We start from the raw sequence: 17,865 nt of genomic DNA on the forward strand, positions 1-17,865 counted from the left end.
GTGACCGTCTGAGGTGACAGCTAGAATAGTGGGTATAAGAGATAGAACGGTTTTATTACTGCATAACTTTAGATTGCGAGCCTCTTGCAGGTAAAATTACGCAAAAAGTCGTACAAACTAGCAGGTACAGGGTAACAGTCTTGTGCGCAAAGAAGCATAATGTCTCAAAGGCCATAAGGCTTGGATTCGGCTATCTTTGCTGCTCAATTGCAAGGTCTCATCTCTAGCACTTGGATGGACTTGAAATTGACTGTACGCTACAACATGAGCCTTGCCAAATGAACCACTACTAAACGCGGTCTGTCTCCCCTGGATGTACATTGATCGACGTTTTTCTTTCATAGATGTAGCAATAACTCGTTTTTTGTAAAAACAGGATGATTTTATTTTAGACGATAAGGGTGATGCAGGGCAATGAGTGATATTGTCATCAGCAACAAGACGTTTGAAGTTGAGTCCGAATTCTCGCCACAGGGTGACCAGCCCAAGGCCATCGTGGAGCTAGTGGAGGGTGTGCTGGCGGGAAAGAAACACCAGACACTGCTAGGTGCGACGGGAACAGGTAAGACCTTTACAATTGCTCAGACCATTGCGAAGCTTAACCGCCCCACCCTGGTAATCGCACATAATAAGACGCTGGCGGCACAGCTCGCAAGTGAGTTCAAGGAGTTTTTCCCGAACAACTCGGTTGATTATTTTGTCAGTTACTATGACTACTTTCAGCCAGAAGCCTACATTCCGTCTTCCGATACGTACATTGAGAAGGACTCCAGTATTAATGAAGAGATCGATAAGCTTCGCCACTCTGCGACCAGCTCTCTGTTCGAGCGGCGGGATGTCATTATTGTAGCGAGCGTATCCTGTATCTACGGTCTCGGTTCACCAAAGGAATATGGTAGCTTGTTACTATCCCTGCGAGTGGGAATGGAGAAGCCGCGTAATGAGATTCTATCGAGACTTGTTGACATCCAGTATCAGCGTAATGATATCAATTTCGTACGGGGGACCTTCCGGGTGCGTGGGGATGTGATTGAGATCTTCCCTGCCTCGCAGGGAGAGCATGCTGTACGTGTTGAGCTGTTCGGTGACGAAGTAGAACGAATTACGGAGATTGATGTGTTGACTGGAGAGCTGATCGGCGAACGAGATCACGTCGCTATCTTCCCGGCTTCTCACTTTGTTACCAAAGAAGAGACGATGAAGGTCGCGCTGGTTAACATTGAGCGTGAACTGGAGGAGCGCCTGACAGAGCTAAGAGCGAATGGCAAGCTCCTGGAGGCACAGCGACTAGAGCAACGTACACGCTATGATATTGAGATGATGAAGGAAGTCGGATTCTGCTCAGGGATTGAGAACTATTCGGGTCCTCTGACCTTCCGTGAGCGAGGAGCTACTCCGTATACGCTGCTGGATTATTTTCCGGATGATATGCTGGTGGTCATTGATGAGTCCCACGTGACATTGCCACAAATTCGCGCCATGTATAACGGGGACCAGGCACGCAAGAATGTATTGGTGGAGCACGGCTTCCGCCTGCCTTCTGCGCTGGACAACAGGCCGCTTCGCTTCGAGGAATTCGAGGATAAGGTGGATCAGATTATATACGTATCTGCCACGCCAGGTCCGTACGAGGCAGAGAAATGCGACACCATGGTAGAGCAGATCATCCGGCCAACGGGTCTGCTTGACCCAATCATCGAGGTGCGACCGACCAAAGGGCAGATTGATGATCTGATTGGTGAGATACGCGTTAGAGTGGATAAGGACGAACGTGTCCTGGTGACGACACTTACGAAGAAGATGGCCGAAGATTTGACAGATTATCTCAAAGAGGTTGGCATTAAGGTCCGATACATGCACTCCGAGATCAAGACATTGGAGCGGATGGCGATATTGCGGGATCTGCGTCTAGGTGTCTTTGATGTGCTGATTGGCATTAACCTGCTGCGGGAGGGACTGGATTTGCCAGAGGTATCTCTGGTGACCATTCTCGATGCAGACAAGGAAGGCTTTCTGCGTTCAGATCGTTCCCTCATTCAGACGATTGGCCGGGCTGCCCGCAACAGTGAGGGTCTCGTAATCATGTATGGTGATAAGGTAACGGACTCCATGGATCGTGCCATCAAGGAGACGGCAAGACGGCGTGAGCTACAAATCAAGTTCAACGAGGAGCATGGCATTACTCCACAGACGATTCGCAAGAAGGTTCGTGATGTCATAGAGGCAACCAAGGTTGCCGAGGCCAAGAATGAATATCTGCCAGGTGATACTGGGAAAATGTCCAAGAAGGATCGCCAGACACTTATCCAGCGCCTAGAGAAGGAAATGAAGGATGCTGCAAAAAATCTTCAGTTCGAGCGGGCCGCAGAGCTGCGTGACGCTTTGCTGGAATTAAAGGCTGATTAAGCAAGGGAGATGACGCAATTGGCAAGAGAAAGCATCATAATCAAAGGCGCACGAGCGCACAATTTGAAAAATATTGACGTGACCATTCCGCGTGATAAATTCGTGGTATTAACAGGTCTCAGTGGCTCAGGAAAATCCTCCCTCGCATTCGATACCATCTATGCGGAAGGACAGCGCCGTTATGTAGAATCCTTGTCAGCCTATGCCCGTCAATTTCTAGGTCAGATGGAGAAGCCTGATGTTGACTCGATTGACGGTCTGTCTCCAGCGATCTCCATTGACCAGAAGACTACCAGTCGCAACCCGCGTTCGACGGTAGGTACGGTAACCGAAATTTATGATTATCTGCGTCTGTTGTTCGCGAGAATTGGTCATCCCCACTGTCCCGAGCATGGCATCGAGATTACCTCACAGACCGTAGAGCAAATGGTCGACCGGATCATGCAGTACCCTGAGCGTACCCGTCTGCAAATTCTTGCTCCAGTTGTATCCGGACGAAAGGGAGAGCACAAGAATCTGTTCGCTGACATTGCGAAGCAGGGATTCGTACGTGTGCGGGTGAACGGAGAACTGCGGGATCTATCCGAGAGTATCGAGCTGGAGAAGAATAAGAAGCACTCCATTGAGGTCGTCGTTGACCGGATTGTGATTAAGCCTGATGTAGCCTCCAGACTCGCCGATTCTATTGAGACGGCTCTCAATCTGTCGGGAGGACAGCTGCTGGTAGATATTATAGATCAGGAAGAGCTACGTTTTAGCTCCAACTTTGCTTGTTCAGTCTGCGGCTTCAGCATGGAGGAATTGTCCCCGCGGATGTTCTCGTTCAACAACCCATTTGGAGCCTGCCCGGACTGTGACGGCCTGGGAAACAAGATGATCGTCGATCCGGATCTACTCACCCCAGACCCAACGAAGAGCATTGAGGATGGCGCGTTTCAGGCATGGGCTGGCGGAACATCCACGTATTATCCGCAGTTCCTGCAATCCGTGTGTGAGCATTACGGAATTCCGCAGAATGTGCCAGTTCAGGATTTGGGCGAAGAGCACATGAAGACCATCCTGTATGGGACAGGCAAGGACAAGATCCGCTTCCGCTATGAGAATGACTTCGGACAGCGTAAGGAAGCCTTGGTGACTTTTGAGGGAATTATTCCGAACCTGGAGCGTCGCTATAAAGAGACAGCCTCCGACGGCATTCGTGAATTCATCGAGGGCTTCATGGCGGCCAAGCCTTGTAATACGTGTAAGGGCCACCGTCTGAAGAAGGAAGTACTCGCCGTAACCATTCAAGATAAGAATATGGCCTATGTCACCAGCCTCTCCATCAGTGATGCTAGCCAGTTCTTTTCTACACTCCAATTGAGTGAGAAGGAACAGGCAATTGCTAACCTGATTCTGAAGGAAATTAATAGTCGTCTTGGCTTCCTCGTCAACGTCGGCTTGGATTATCTGACGATGAGTCGTGCTGCTGGAACTTTGTCTGGTGGCGAGGCGCAGCGTATCCGGCTGGCTACCCAGATCGGCTCAAGCCTGATGGGGGTCTTGTACATTCTTGATGAGCCTAGTATTGGCCTCCATCAGCGGGATAATGACCGTCTGATTCAGACATTGGAGCACATGCGTGATCTAGGTAATACCTTGATTGTTGTGGAGCACGATGAGGATACGATGATGGCTGCTGACTATATCATTGATGTGGGGCCAGGTGCCGGCATTCATGGGGGACAGATTATTGCTCAGGGCACACCGGCAGAGATCCAGGAGAATCCTGCTTCCTTGACGGGTCAGTACTTGAGTGGGCGTAAGTTCATTCCGGTGCCAGAGAAGCGCCGCGAGCCTTCGGATAAGCATCTGGAGATTCGAGGAGCCAAGGAGAATAATCTTAAGAATGTGAACGTCAAAATTCCACTCGGTCTATTCGCTGCAGTAACTGGGGTGTCTGGATCAGGTAAATCGACGCTTGTTAATGAAATTCTATATAAGACGCTGGCAAGGGACCTTAATCGTGCGCGAGTACGTCCAGGGCAGCACAAGGAAATTCGGGGTCTGGAGCATATCGACAAGGTCATTGAAATTGATCAGTCTCCGATCGGGCGGACACCTCGCTCCAATCCAGCGACCTATACAGGGGTATTTGATGATATCCGCGATCTGTTCTCCCAGACAAACGAAGCGAAGCTACGGGGCTACAAGAAGGGCCGCTTCAGCTTCAATATTAAAGGTGGCCGCTGTGAGGCCTGCCGTGGCGATGGTATTCTCAAGATTGAGATGCACTTCCTGCCTGATGTCTACGTCCCATGTGAGGTATGTAAGGGCAAAAGGTATAACCGTGAGACGCTGGAAGTAAAGTACAAAAACAAGAGTATTTCGGATGTGCTGGAGCTAACGGTTGAGGATGCGGTCAAATTTTTTGAGAACATCCCGAAAATCCATCGTAAGCTCCAGACCCTGCTTGATGTGGGACTGGGCTATGTGAATCTTGGACAGCCAGCAACAACACTGTCAGGTGGGGAAGCCCAGCGTGTGAAGCTTGCCTCTGAGCTGTATCGTCGTAGCACAGGCAAGACCATGTACATTCTGGATGAACCGACTACGGGACTACATGTTCATGATATTGATCGACTTCTGACCGTCCTGCATCGCTTGGTGGATTCTGGTGAGTCGGTGCTCGTCATTGAGCATAACCTGGATGTCATCAAGACAGCTGATTACCTGATCGACCTCGGCCCAGAGGGTGGCAGCGGCGGCGGTACAATTCTGGCTACAGGCACACCCGAAGAGCTGGTTCAGGTAGAGGGTTCCTATACAGGTAAATATCTGAAGCCTGTTCTAGAGCGGGATACCGCTCGCAGCAGAGCACTACAGACCGCAGAGCTGTAGGCTTAAGCCCTGATAAGGCAGCAATGCATTACTAAAGCTGCTAGGGGTAAACGTAGCACTGGCATATAGCCATAACGAGTAATGCACCTTGATTCCAGTAAAAGCTAACAGTGTTCATAGACCCTGAAGGAACTGATCCATGATGAACGGTCAGTCTCTTCAGGGCTTTTTTGTATGTAGTGGTCAAATTTCTTAAATTTTGTTTAATTCTCAGTATTCGTCATTTTAAGACATAGCCATGGGAGGTCATCCCCTGTACAATAGTGGCAGATCAATCATACGTGTTTTGGGAAATCTGGAATCGGTTATATAAGACACAGGCTTGAACTACAGAGATCCTGCCACGTAATCGCAGTATCAATGATGCCGTAGAGTAGTTGTTGGTCATGAATTCAGACAGCAGAGGCATATCCATGAATAACACCATGGGACAATGCATTGTAGATTACAGAGAGGGGATCTTCGCAGTGAAATGTAATTATTCAATGAGTATCCAGGGCAAATGGGTGCAGGTGGTATCGGGTATAGCTTTCACAGCTGTAATTATCGTCATGTTGCTGGGGGGACCTGCTTATGTACAAGCTTCTGAAGTTACCGAGCCATCACCAGAATCTACGCAGACGACCGAGCTAGAGAATTCAGCTGAAGTCGTGGCAGTGACAGAACGCGCTCGTGTTAACACTGAGCTGGAGAGTGGACCTTTCATGGGCGAAGTGAATGATCCGTCACATGCAAAAAACTATATTCAGCAGACGAGGCAGGGGGGATTTGCTGCGCTGAGTCTAAAAGAGGATCAAGCGGCCAATGTACTACAGGTTACCTATGGACAGTGGGATAGCTCGCTCCAGCAGCAGTGGCAGCAAGAGAGCACATTACCACTAGCGGCGGGTGCTACGCCCGCTAAGGGAGTACAGCGGGAGACCTACAGTGGTGGGCAGCTGTGGCTAATATCATATATGAAAGCGGAATCAGGAGCCGAATGGCTGGCAGTACATACAGCAGCTGATGGTCAGGTGCTGTGGTCCAGACCGCTTGAGACGGATGGAATGGCCACGGGACAGGAGAATGCCTCTCTTGGCCTTGAGCCTTTACCGCAGGGGGATTTTCTTGTATATACGATTGATCAGCATCGAACGTTAACGACTTATCACTATAATCGAGATGGTGAGCTAGACTCGACCCGAAGAACCGGGGGAGTAGAGACTGGCTGGCTAATTGCTGCGGATGATGGGTACTACAGTATATTAAATACTGATCAAGGTGTGAAATCCGTACTCTCCGATGTATATGGGCAGCCCAAGCGGAACCAGGTATGGAATGGCTGGGGCAAACGCAGGGTGCTGGATGTCCATGAATGGAAAGATGGCATCGCCGTTACGGTTACTGGCAAATCGCAAGCATCCGCCAAGAAACGCACACTCATTTTTGACCATCAGATGAAAGAGCGCAGCGACACCGGAGATTATGATGCTAACCTCTATTATATACCTGAGGATGGTGCATTCCTCTCCGTATCGGATCAATATGAAGCAATGGGCGGAAAAGGCAACATGTTCATGCATGGAATTACGATCACAAGTCTGAATCGCAAGGGGGAGGAGCTGTGGTCGACTAATACCGTGTATAAAGAGGACGATTATTTCCGAGTCACGCTAGATGGCTCGCTATTCTACAAAACTCCTGAAGGCTATGTGATCTTGAGTCGAACGGAGAGTAATGCTGCAACAGCTGTAATGCTGGATTTGATGAAAATTCTGGTTCATAAATAAATAAGTGCAGAGCAGCCAGTTGCGGTTTTTCCAGTGACTGGCTGTTAGCGTGGAAATAGCTTTCTTGAATAATGAGCTCTAGTATTGCGGTCGAAGCACATTATAGATTGTAAGCCTTAAAATGCCTGATAGGAAGCGAACGATGTAGGGGAGGAGATTCATTCCATATATTGATATATAGGCGAAAAAATGTTCTGTGGAATATTTAAATTCAATATCTTTTTTTTGGTAATGCCTGTTACAATAGAGTCAGAGATTCGTAGTATTTACATATGAGCATGGATGCCTGCTTTAGGTGGGGGGCTTCTATATTAGGAAGCTAAGAGATGATATGGGATTCGCTCTGAGCAGGAAATGTCCGCAGGTGTTCGGAAGTCTCCAGACTGACGGATTGACGTGAAATGCTGAACAGAGATGTATGTGCTCGTAAGACATCGCAGTAGGGGAAGAGGGGTACATAAATATATGAAAATTGTGAGCAACAAGTGGGCTGTTGCCTCTTTGGCAGTTGTACTAGGGGCAAGTCTTGGTGTACCTGCGAGCGTACAGGCCGCAGATGTATCACTGCAAGCGAAGAAGCTTGAAGGCGGTATCTACGTGAACGTGAACGAGCTGAACAAGGCACTGGGAACTACAGGCTCCTATAACAGCTCTAGTGGTACATATTCGTTATCCTCGGGATTAATTCCATCCGTCGTCAAGAAGGTATCTCCCTCAGTCGTCGGTATCATTGGACGCTCCAATACCAGCAGCTATGGGATGAGCGGGGATCGTTACAATCTGGCGCATGGCACCGGCGTTATCGTGAAATCCAACGGCTGGATTGTCACGAATGCACATGTGATTAGTGGGCTGGATGATGCAGTGGTCGTTACCTCGGATGGTAAAACCTACGGCATTACAGACAGCTATAGTGATCCGGTGAGTGACCTTGCCATTATCAAAATCAATGCTTCTTCACTCAAGCCAGCTACCTTTGCGGATTCGATTCAGAATCTGGCAGTCGGAGAGCAGGTCGTTGCAATTGGTACGCCAATCTCCTTCTCGCTCCGTAACTCTGCTACAGCAGGAGTAGTCAGTGGTTTGAACCGTGGGGTAAATGCATCCTATCGGCTCATCCAGAGTGATACCGCCATCAACCCTGGTAACAGTGGCGGGCCGCTGGTGAATATGAAGGGCGAGGTCGTAGGGATTAATACGATGAAATTCGCGGCTGTGGGCGTCGAGAATATGGGGTTTTCAATTCCGGCAGATACGGTCAAATATGTCATGAACCAATATTTCAAATATGGTGAGGTGCGAAGGGCAAGTCTCGGACTGAAGCTCGAAGAGAGCTGGTCTGCTATAGTTGGTCTTCCTACGGACGATCCGCTGACAGTAACTGAAGTGAGCTCGACCGAAGCACTTCAGGCCAAAATCCATGAAGGCGACGAGCTGTACAGCATTAATGGGCAGCGTGTCATGTCCATCATTGATATTAACGAGCTGTTGAAGGGCTATCAGCCAGGACAGACCGTGAATGTGCTAATGCAGTCAGATGGAGATATTGTCCAGCGGAAGCTCAAGCTTAGTCGTGATCAGGGTGGCATGCTGGAGGCAGCCGAGGCGGCGGCAGACAGCTTTGAAGCAGGCGAGGACTTTGAAGGTCTCGAGCCATAGTCTTCTGTTGTTGTCTGATTTCAGAGAAGAGAACTGTCTAGTCGATGATTGCAGTACTATCTATGTACTATATTAACAATTGGGAGAGCCGTATTGTCAGTGAACAGTACGAAAATCTCTTTACAGGATTCATGTAGAAATCATTTATTTTCATTGTATTGCTTCAATCATTGAACTATATATAGGATGTGGGAGATCAAAGATGAACAAAACCCATGCAAAAATAGCTCGCTTACTGTCCGTAGGTGTCCTCACAGGTTCATTAATCCTGTCGGCGCTTCCAGCGGCAGCAGATCAGGAGTTTACTGAGCTCTATATTCAGGGCGGAAGTGCCAAGGCTGCAGTGAATGGGCAGGCGATGACCATTGCTGTTCCATATAGCAAGAACGGAACGATGATGGTCCCAGTCGGTGTGTTCAAGAAGGCCTTCAACACGCAGGTTCGCCTGGAATCGGCCCGGAACGTGAAGCTGATTAGTGGCTCGCGTGTCGTGTCCATGACCATTGATAGCCGCACGGCTTATATTGGAGGCAGCAAGGTAACATTATCAGCTGCACCAGAGATGAAGAATGGTTATCTTATGGTACCACTGCGGCCCGTCGCAGAAGGGCTTGGAGGCAAGCTGACAGGCAATGCAGGTGGAGTCACCGTACGCATGGCAGCACAGGAAGATGAGACGGAGATCATATCTGACACGCCGCAGATCGATCAGGATCAGGGCAAGAGCAAGATTGGCAATAGCTACTATGGGTGGTCCATGAACTATCCGACGGGCCTTGTCATTGGCCAGACAGGCAGCGATGAGAGCACCTCCACTTTCATGGATGAGAACGGGGATTATTACATGGAAGTGCATGTTACGCCACAGCCGATTCCATTGGATGGTGATGATCTGCTACAGCAGCTGGTGCAGGAAGCCAAGGATACGGGAGAAATGATCCTGGATCGTAAGTCCTTTGGCGAGGGTGAGGTCCCTTATGCCCGCGTGATTACCAAAGGTACAGATGGCTCTATGTGGGAAAATCGGATGTACTACGCTCATGACAAGCTATATACCGTCTATCTGAGCGACTCTGCTGCGACGAACTATAAGGATCTGAACAAGCACTCAGCCTTGCTGGGTTCCTTCAAGACGTCCTTCAATACACAGGACAGAACGATTAAGGACTTGTCTACAGTAGAGGGCGGAATGAAAAGTGTATATAACAGCGATTATGGTATTTCACTCCAGGTCCCCGCTGGCTGGCTCATCGATAACAGTCAGTTGAACTTTGAAGGCAGCGATTCTTCTTATCTGAGCATTACGGTCAGCTCTGCCCCGGCAGAAGCCAAGGAAGAGGATTGGAACGCGCAGCTGCAGCAGTGGTTGCGGGATTCCTTTACCGCCTCTGCTTATCAGGCTGTAAAGACTTATCCATTGGAGGTAGCTGGCGAAGCCGCTATTGTGCATGAGTACCGCTATAATTTCGGGGATGGCTGGGTCAAGGAATACGATGTCATGCTGCAGGTGGCCGGCTATCGTTATTTTGTAGAATATTCAGTGCCTGATGATGAATCGAACAAGGGCAAGGATGAATTCCAGAAAATCATTTCCTCCTTGCAGATTGATTACTCCGTAGTAGCGGAGAATTTCGGGCAGCTGGACGATAATCAATATCTGATGGATAAGACAACAGCTGCGAAGAAGATCTCGAAGGCATACGAGTATAGCGTAGAAATACCACGCTACTGGACTGCGATCAGTGATCGTTTTGAATCTGGCTATGTGGAGTACCAGTTCGTAGGCGGAAGATTTGCTATTCGTATCAACTCAGATGATCCGTTCGACATGCAGGTATCCCGCCTGAAAGACTTCTATGCTGACGAGGCGAAGGGCTATTCGAATCTGAAAGTGGAGCAAGTGAAGGATATCCAATTTGCAGGTGTGCCTGCGGTATCCTTTACCTTCCATCGTACAGATAACGGTGTAGGCTACACGGGACGTCAAATCTTGCTTGAGCACAATGGCTCAACTTACACGATTAGCACCGTCCTGAATGACGCGAACAACACGGCTGCCCAAGCAGTAGCGCTGGATTCAGCCTTGAATTCTTTTACATTAGTAAAATAGGTGAGCTGACTGGCCCAATGATGGTGATGTAAGCATGACCAGTCATAATATTTAGTAACTTGACTAGAGCAAATGTGAGTATAGAGCCGCTGCAAGTGGGGAGCCCTGTCGACTGCTGTTAAGCTTGCTGTTCGTTGGATTAAAGAATCACAAGCAGATGAACAGCAAGCTTAAAGGCAGGCACTCCGTTTCTCTAGAGCTTCCCCACTTTCCGCTAACCATCACGCTCCTCATATCATTCAACATGAAATCAAATTTGGTCAAGGCACTAGCATCTTAATTGCTGCACAGTGCTTTTGTTTGGAGTAGGTAGAAATTGGCAGATCTCTTGATAGTCTCAGGAGGGCTGCTTTTCTATTTCATTGATAATTCTTTGAAAGGAATCTATGGAAACAGTAGAACGAGAGGCCACAGTCTGGTACACTGGATTAGTTAAAATATTGTTGAATGTTTGTTACGGAAACATACAGGCTTACAGGGCGCTGAGCAGGGCACGATGAGGCAGGGTGAGGATCGAGTATCCAGTATCCAGGCAGTCTCGCGGGATGTCGTAGAATCAGTCGCCCTCCTTGATGTGAGGCTGAAGAAGTGAGGGGGGCTTGGGAGGGATAACCTTCTCTGGTTCGCGTCATGTATCTAGCTGGTTATCGCTGACAAGAAGTCTGTGCAATAGATGATGTAGCTGGATTTGTAGTTGGATTATAGTTGTTGGCTATACTGCTGAGGTCTGATTCGTGGATATACTTTAAAATATAGCTATTAATCGTGATTAGGGCCAGTGGTAACGGATCGTATGAAATACGTATATAGAACAAGGCGGCTTACGAGTCGTTCAAGGAGGATATAATGGAAGTACAATCATTACGTAGAGAAGATGTGGAGCTGCTGGCTCCAGCCGGAGATTGGGACTGCATGCGAGCTGCGGTAGCCAACGGGGCGGATGCCATATTCTTTGGTGTTGAGAAATTCAATGCACGGGCACGTGCGAATAATTTCCGTATGGATGAGCTGCCGGAGATTATGGCGTTTCTGCACAGCTATGGGGTGAAGGGCTTTCTGACCTTTAACATCCTGGTCTTCGAGGATGAGCTGGCCGATGCCAAGCAACTGATCGATGCTTGCATTGATGCGGGTGTAGATGCCGTGATCGTTCAGGACCTGGGGCTGGTGAAGATGATTCGGGAGATATCCCCGGACTTTCCGATTCATGGCTCTACTCAGATGACCATTACCTCGCCGGAGGCGGTGGAGTTCACAAAGCCCTTCAATATGGAGCGCGTCGTACTCGGACGTGAAAATAATCTGAAGCAAATTCAGAAAATCGGGGAGCAAGCCAAGCTGCCTATGGAGGTTTTCGTGCATGGAGCGCTGTGTGTATCCTATTCTGGACAATGCCTCACCTCGGAGATGTGGGGCGGTCGTTCAGCGAATCGTGGGGAATGTGCACAGGCTTGTCGTCTGCCGTATGACTTAATGGTGGATGGGGAGCAGAAGCCGATGGGAGACGTCGCTTATCTGCTGTCACCGAAGGATCTGGCGGCGATTGATATTATGCCGGAGCTGATCGAAGCAGGGGTTACCTCCTTCAAGATCGAAGGTCGCCTGAAATCGCCTGAGTATGTGGCGAATGTCGTCAGCAAGTATCGCAAGGCGATTGACCTCTATTTCGACGGTAATACGTCAACGCCGAGCCGGGAGGAGATTCGTGAGCTGCAGCAGAGCTTCTCGCGCGGCTTCACACATGGCTTCCTGGAGGGAACGAACAACAAGAAGCTGGTGGATGGTACCTTCCCGAAAAGCCGAGGCGTCTATCTGGGACGAGTCGAGCAGATTTTGCGGGATGGCGTGGTCTGCCGCATCGAAGCACCACTGAAGCGTGGGGATGGAATCGTGTTCGATGCTGGGGACCCGACGAAAAAAGAAGAAGGCGGCAGAGTCTATGATCTGCGTCGTAAGGGCGTCAAGCTGGAGGGAGAAGCCGGTGAGGGCTGGATTATCGACATCGTTCCAGGACGAAATGATGTGGACCTACGCCGTCTGCACGTCGGTGACCGCATCTGGAAGACGAATGATCCAGCGCTGGATAAGCGGCTGCGCCAGACCTTCGAGACCGAGAAGCCTTACCGGGTATTCCCGGTTCATGTCAAAGCGGTCGGACATCCGGGCCAACCGCTTACAACATGGTGGACGGATGTGCAGAAGGGAACGACCATCCGTGTCGATTCAGAGCTGGAACTGGAGATTGCCCAGAAGCGTCCAATGACGCGTGAACTGCTCGAAGAGCAGTTCGGTCGTCTGGGCGGCACGGTGTTCCAGCTGGAAGAGCTGGACGTCCATCTTCATGGGGACGTCATCGTGCCCATGCGCGAGCTCAATCAGATCCGCCGGAAGGCGGTAGAATTGCTCGCGGGCGAACGCCCCAAGCCGCCCGTATACATCAAACGGGCGGTGGAGGTGTACGGCGATGTGGCTACGCCAGCATCGCCAGTGTCGCGCGGTGCCGCTGAGCTGACCGCGCTATGCCGCAGCCTCCCGCAGGTCGAGGCTGCACTTGCGGCCAGCGTCGGCTTCATTTACGCCGACTTCGAGTTCATCAAGCAGTTCCCGGCAGCCGTGGAGATGGTTCGCGCAGCGGGACGCAAGATTGCACTCGCGACGCCGCGTATCCATATGCCAGGAGAGAATGGATACCATAACAATATTCTGCGTCTGCAGCCCGATGCAGTGCTGGTGCGGAATACAGGTGCTTTGTACTTCTACTTGCGCCATCGTATGGAACACCCGAATGAATCGCATCCTGAGCTGATCGGCGATTTCTCGCTGAATATCGCGAATCATAAGGCAGTGGAGCTGTTCCTGGAGGCTGGCTGTGATCATGTGACGCCATCCTACGACTTGAACATTCAGCAGATGATTGATCTGCTCGGACGCTCCCGTACGGACAAGCTTGAGGTGGTCATTCATCAGCATCTACCGATGTTCCATACCGAGCATTGCGTATATTGCACCTTCCTGAGCGAAGGGACCGACTTTACCAACTGCGGTCGTCCTTGCGAGGATCATAATGTATCCTTACAGGATCGGATCGGTATGTCTCACCCTGTGCGTGTTGATGAAGGCTGTCGTAATACGGTGTACAACGCAATCGAGCAATCGGGCGCCGAATACCTGCCGAATTTCCAGGAGCTTGGTGTATCCCGTTATCGCGTAGAGTTCCTGGAGGAGACTCCTGAGCAGGTGCAAGAAGTGATTGAGCTGTACCAGCGTGCGCTTCGTGGCGAAATTAGCGGTACACAGGTATGGAAGACGCTAAAGGCAACGAATCAGCTTGGCGTTACCCGTGGGCAATTGGTGAAATAGATTAAAGGTGACCGTAGAATAGTTTGTATTCAAGGCACTTGCTTATGAGCATTACCATAGCAAGTGCCTTTTTATAGTGGAAGTAACTTACTTTCGTCTTTTAAAACTATTTTCGGCTTAAATTCGACTTTTCCTGATATAATGATACATGAAAGTTTGTACTTTTGATTTTTAAGAGCTGGATATTAGAAGGATTACTAAAGGAGATCAAGTATGAAAATTCGTAAAGCAATTATTCCAGCAGCTGGCCTGGGAACAAGATTTCTTCCTGCTACCAAAGCCATGCCGAAAGAGATGCTGCCTATCGTAGACAAACCAACGATTCAATATATTATTGAAGAAGCAGTAGCGTCAGGAATTGAAGATATCATTATCGTCACAGGTAAGGGGAAAAGAGCAATTGAAGATCATTTTGATTCGTCTTTTGAGCTTGAGCATAATCTAGCATCGAAAGAGAAGTGGAAGCTACTTGATGAGGTGCGAAGACCCTCTGAGATGGCTGACATTCATTACATACGCCAAAAGGAGCCAAAGGGGCTCGGTCATGCGATCTGGTGTGCGCGCAAATTTATAGGAGACGAGCCATTTGCGGTATTGCTGGGTGACGATATTGTGGAGGCGGATATTCCTTGTCTACAGCAAATGATTCATATTTTTGATCGTTATCACCAACCAGTAGTGGGAGTTAAGCAAGTGCCGTGGAATGAAGTTCACCGCTATGGTATTGTCGAAGGCAGAGCGATTGAGAATTCTCTTGTTCAGGCTACACGCCTTGTAGAGAAGCCAGCACGTGAAGATGCTAACTCCAACCTCGCAATTATGGGGCGCTATATTCTAACGCCGGAAATTTTTGATCTGCTCGGAGAGCAATCGGTAGGCGTAGGTGGAGAGATTCAATTGACCGATGCGTTGTTTCGTCTAGGGGAGGATAATCCTATTCTGGCATATGAGTTCGAAGGTGAGCGGCACGATGTCGGAGAGAAACTGGGATTCATCGAAACAACGATTCATTATGCGCTACAGCATGAAGAAATTAAGGATGAAGTGCTAGATTATATGAAGAAAATCATAAATAAAGAGTGAATTTAAACATTATATGTAGTCCGATACGTGGAGAGATCTTTATTGGACTCGCGAAATTTAGATTGCCCCAGAGGACATCTATAGGAATTTATTAACCCAGATCAAAAAAACTATCATTTGTATAGGATAGCTGGGCAATCTAATGGTTAGAAATGTTGGGCTTGATTTCACAAGATCAATAGCTATATTAATGGTTTTGATTTGTCATGGTTTATCATTCTTCTTTTTGGATTACAATGTTATTGGATATGTTTATGTATTTGGATATTGGGGTGTAGAGTTATTTTTTGTACTAAGCGGTTTTCTCATAGGCACTATTATGCTGAAAGATATATATCATGATGCAAAGTGGAAAAAACTTTATGAGTTTTGCGCAAAAAGATGGTTTAGAACGTTGCCCGCTTATTTTTTCATGGTCATTATTTTGTATATTGTACAAAAGGACAAATTTAATATAGAAACACTATTCTTTCTACAAAATTTCAGAGCAGAGCATCTTGATTTTTTTGCTGTATCATGGAGCCTTTCGATTGAAGAATGGTTCTATGTCCTGTTCGCTATCTTTTTCTTATTATTAGCCAAAATAAGCAATTCAAAAAAGAGCTCATTTATTATAGTTATTGTATCGCTATTAATCTTATTAAGTGCAACCAGAGTATACTATGTTATAAATTACTCACCCGTGTGGGATTTTGGTGTAAGAAAACAGATACCGTTAAGATTCGATAGTATGCTTGTTGGTGTGTTTTTAGCTTCGATTAGGCTATATTATAATAAAATTTATGAATATATAGCCCGAAATCGATTTTTACTTGTTAGTCAATTCGCTCGTTTTATTTTTCTTCGGCCTGCTTTATGTATACAATGGCATAGTTAATGAAACTATTAATTCTTAATTTTATGGTAGAACTTTCTTGTTTATCATTGTTTCTATTTCTTGTGCATTATTTATTGCGTATTTTGAGAGGGGCAAAATTAATAATTTGTCACAAGGAGCCATTAGGAAACTCATAACATTTTTGAGCAAGACAAGTTACTCTGTATATTTGGTTCATTTTCCGATCTTCATGTTTATAGCAGGAAAGTACCAAACTAATCCTTCTGTTCTATCTTCGATACTTTTAATGTTAATATCATTAGTTGTAACATATGCAATTGCCATTCTTATGTTCCGCTTTATAGAGACACCTTTTATGCAATTGCGCGATAAATTGTTCCCCATTCATGCTAAAGATGGAGTAGGAAGGTATTAAAATGAAAAAGAATATTGCCTATATAGACTCGCTAAAAGGAATAGGCGCCTTAATTATTGCTTTTTATCATATTATTGGACTTATTGGATTGCCAGATAGTCACACTAATCTATTTAATAAAATAATGTATACTGTATCTGTTATAGGCTATATTCCAGTAGAAATGTTCTTTTTCTTTTCAGGTTACTTAATGATATACAATTATTCCGATAAAATTAAAGATATTGAATTTTTAGATTATACGAGAAAAAGAGTAAGTATGGTATATCCCTTGCTATTTGTCAATCTAGCCTTATGTTCTTTATATGTTGTAATTGGCGGAGGGCAAATCAATATATACGACACTTTTTATAATTTGCTATTTCTTCAGAGTGGATATATTCCAGGTGGTGGTGATTATCGAATTGATATCGCTGGCGGAGGAACGTGGTTTTTAGCACCTTTATTTCTAGCATACAGTCTCTTTTTCTATATTTGTAAATATAAAAGTGAAGAAAGAGCTTTTGGAATATATGTAGTAATAGTTATTATTGGCTTAATAGCACTTAAAAATGAATGGAATTTCCCGATTTTAAATGGTTATATGCTGAGAGGGCTATTAGGCTTTTTTGTAGGATGCATCTTTAGTGTGATCGTAAAGAAATATGGGCTTAAAATTAATATATTTGGTATGTTGGCTGCAATAATAATTTTCATATCATATATCATTATTATCTATCGTGGTGAGTATGCGAACACAATAGATTTTATCATAATTACTGATTTGGTTATTTTGCCTTGTACTATAATATTAATCGAGAAAATATCTTGGGTTAGAAAATTTTTATCACTCGGAATATTACAGAGAATCGGGTCTTTATCAATGCAGTTATTCTTTTTGAATCTTCCAGTAGGCTATTTCTTTAAAATGTTGTTAGGCGATAGCGTTACAATCAGTAGATACTATCAATATGGACTTTACTTTATTGTTTTGATTTTAACTTCTTTACTATTTGATTATTCAATAAAAAGTTACAGGAAATATAGAAGCATTTAAATGAAATCAAAAGAACTAATCAAAGAAATTCTCAACTTCATTACCAAGCTCATGACAATGTAATTAAAGCGAAGAACGCTTCTCTTAAGATTTAAGAGAAGCGTTTTCCTGTTCCAGGTACATTATCGTCGTGTAAGTCACAGATTTCTTATAGTTCGGAATAGCGGTGGAATTAGAGCATTTTGTGGCGCTATTTACAAAATGTCATTTGAAGTTAGGATGATTCATTTTAGGGGGCAGGTATATATAAAAACTGGAGCGGCCTCAAAAGACCGCCCCAGTCAGTTCCAATGCTTCTAGCCTTGCTTA

The 17,865-nt window shown here is 46.7% G+C and carries 10 protein-coding genes; all 10 read left to right on the forward strand.

All coding sequences use genetic code 11. The features are described 5' to 3' along the window. Window positions 1–414 precede the first annotated feature (414 nt). The 10 genes from uvrB (at window position 415) to K331_RS0120335 (ending at window position 17,556) form a co-directional block, all read left to right on the forward strand. The gene (gene uvrB / locus K331_RS0120295; RefSeq protein WP_018887649.1) at window positions 415–2,406 is read left to right on the forward strand and encodes an excinuclease ABC subunit UvrB; all 1,992 of its coding nucleotides are present in this window, start codon (window positions 415–417) and stop codon (window positions 2,404–2,406) included. Window positions 2,407–2,424: 18 nt separating this feature from the next. Beyond that, window positions 2,425–5,286, forward strand: coding sequence for an excinuclease ABC subunit UvrA (gene uvrA, locus K331_RS0120300; RefSeq protein ID WP_028591712.1), 2,862 nt, complete (start codon window positions 2,425–2,427; stop codon window positions 5,284–5,286). A gap of 413 nt (window positions 5,287–5,699) precedes the next feature. Then, window positions 5,700–7,055, forward strand: coding sequence for a hypothetical protein (locus K331_RS0120305; RefSeq protein WP_028591713.1), 1,356 nt, complete (start codon window positions 5,700–5,702; stop codon window positions 7,053–7,055). Window positions 7,056–7,520: 465 nt separating this feature from the next. Beyond that, window positions 7,521–8,714, forward strand: a complete 1,194-nt coding sequence (locus K331_RS0120310; RefSeq protein ID WP_028591714.1) for a S1C family serine protease — start codon at window positions 7,521–7,523, stop codon at window positions 8,712–8,714. 202 nt (window positions 8,715–8,916) lie between these two features. Next, complete coding sequence (locus K331_RS0120315; protein ID WP_028591715.1) at window positions 8,917–10,824, forward strand: stalk domain-containing protein; 1,908 nt, start codon at window positions 8,917–8,919, stop codon at window positions 10,822–10,824. Window positions 10,825–11,670: 846 nt separating this feature from the next. Further along, on the forward strand, window positions 11,671–14,184 hold the full coding sequence (locus tag K331_RS0120320; protein ID WP_028591716.1) for a U32 family peptidase: 2,514 nt from the start codon (window positions 11,671–11,673) through the stop codon (window positions 14,182–14,184). Window positions 14,185–14,397: 213 nt separating this feature from the next. Next, window positions 14,398–15,267 carry a UTP--glucose-1-phosphate uridylyltransferase GalU gene (galU, locus tag K331_RS0120325; protein WP_028591717.1) on the forward strand — a complete coding sequence of 290 codons (870 nt, stop codon included), beginning with the start codon at window positions 14,398–14,400 and terminating at the stop codon, window positions 15,265–15,267. A gap of 142 nt (window positions 15,268–15,409) precedes the next feature. Continuing rightward, window positions 15,410–16,144: an acyltransferase family protein gene (locus K331_RS31100; RefSeq protein ID WP_028591718.1), complete on the forward strand. Its 735-nt coding sequence runs from the start codon at window positions 15,410–15,412 to the stop codon at window positions 16,142–16,144. A 37-nt stretch (window positions 16,145–16,181) separates the two neighbouring features. Beyond that, window positions 16,182–16,520, forward strand: a complete 339-nt coding sequence (locus K331_RS33145) for an acyltransferase family protein (protein ID WP_036635415.1) — start codon at window positions 16,182–16,184, stop codon at window positions 16,518–16,520. 1 nt (window position 16,521) lies between these two features. Next, window positions 16,522–17,556, forward strand: a complete 1,035-nt coding sequence (locus K331_RS0120335; RefSeq protein WP_028591719.1) for an acyltransferase family protein — start codon at window positions 16,522–16,524, stop codon at window positions 17,554–17,556. Window positions 17,557–17,865 lie beyond the last annotated feature (309 nt).

The sequence above is a fragment of the Paenibacillus massiliensis subsp. panacisoli DSM 21345 genome (assembly GCF_000426545.1).
Lineage (GTDB): Bacteria > Bacillota > Bacilli > Paenibacillales > Paenibacillaceae > Paenibacillus > Paenibacillus panacisoli.

What these genes read in the sequence shown, in the direction of transcription:
- K331_RS0120315 (WP_028591715.1), top strand. Translation starts at nt 8,917, where the DNA reads ATGAACAAAACCCATGCAAAAATAGCTCGCTTACTGTCCGTAGGTGTC.
- galU (WP_028591717.1), top strand. Translation starts at nt 14,398, where the DNA reads ATGAAAATTCGTAAAGCAATTATTCCAGCAGCTGGCCTGGGAACAAGA.
- uvrB (WP_018887649.1), top strand. Translation starts at nt 415, where the DNA reads ATGAGTGATATTGTCATCAGCAACAAGACGTTTGAAGTTGAGTCCGAA.
- K331_RS31100 (WP_028591718.1), top strand. Translation starts at nt 15,410, where the DNA reads ATGGTTAGAAATGTTGGGCTTGATTTCACAAGATCAATAGCTATATTA.
- K331_RS0120305 (WP_028591713.1), top strand. Translation starts at nt 5,700, where the DNA reads ATGAATAACACCATGGGACAATGCATTGTAGATTACAGAGAGGGGATC.
- K331_RS0120310 (WP_028591714.1), top strand. Translation starts at nt 7,521, where the DNA reads ATGAAAATTGTGAGCAACAAGTGGGCTGTTGCCTCTTTGGCAGTTGTA.
- K331_RS0120320 (WP_028591716.1), top strand. Translation starts at nt 11,671, where the DNA reads ATGGAAGTACAATCATTACGTAGAGAAGATGTGGAGCTGCTGGCTCCA.
- K331_RS0120335 (WP_028591719.1), top strand. Translation starts at nt 16,522, where the DNA reads ATGAAAAAGAATATTGCCTATATAGACTCGCTAAAAGGAATAGGCGCC.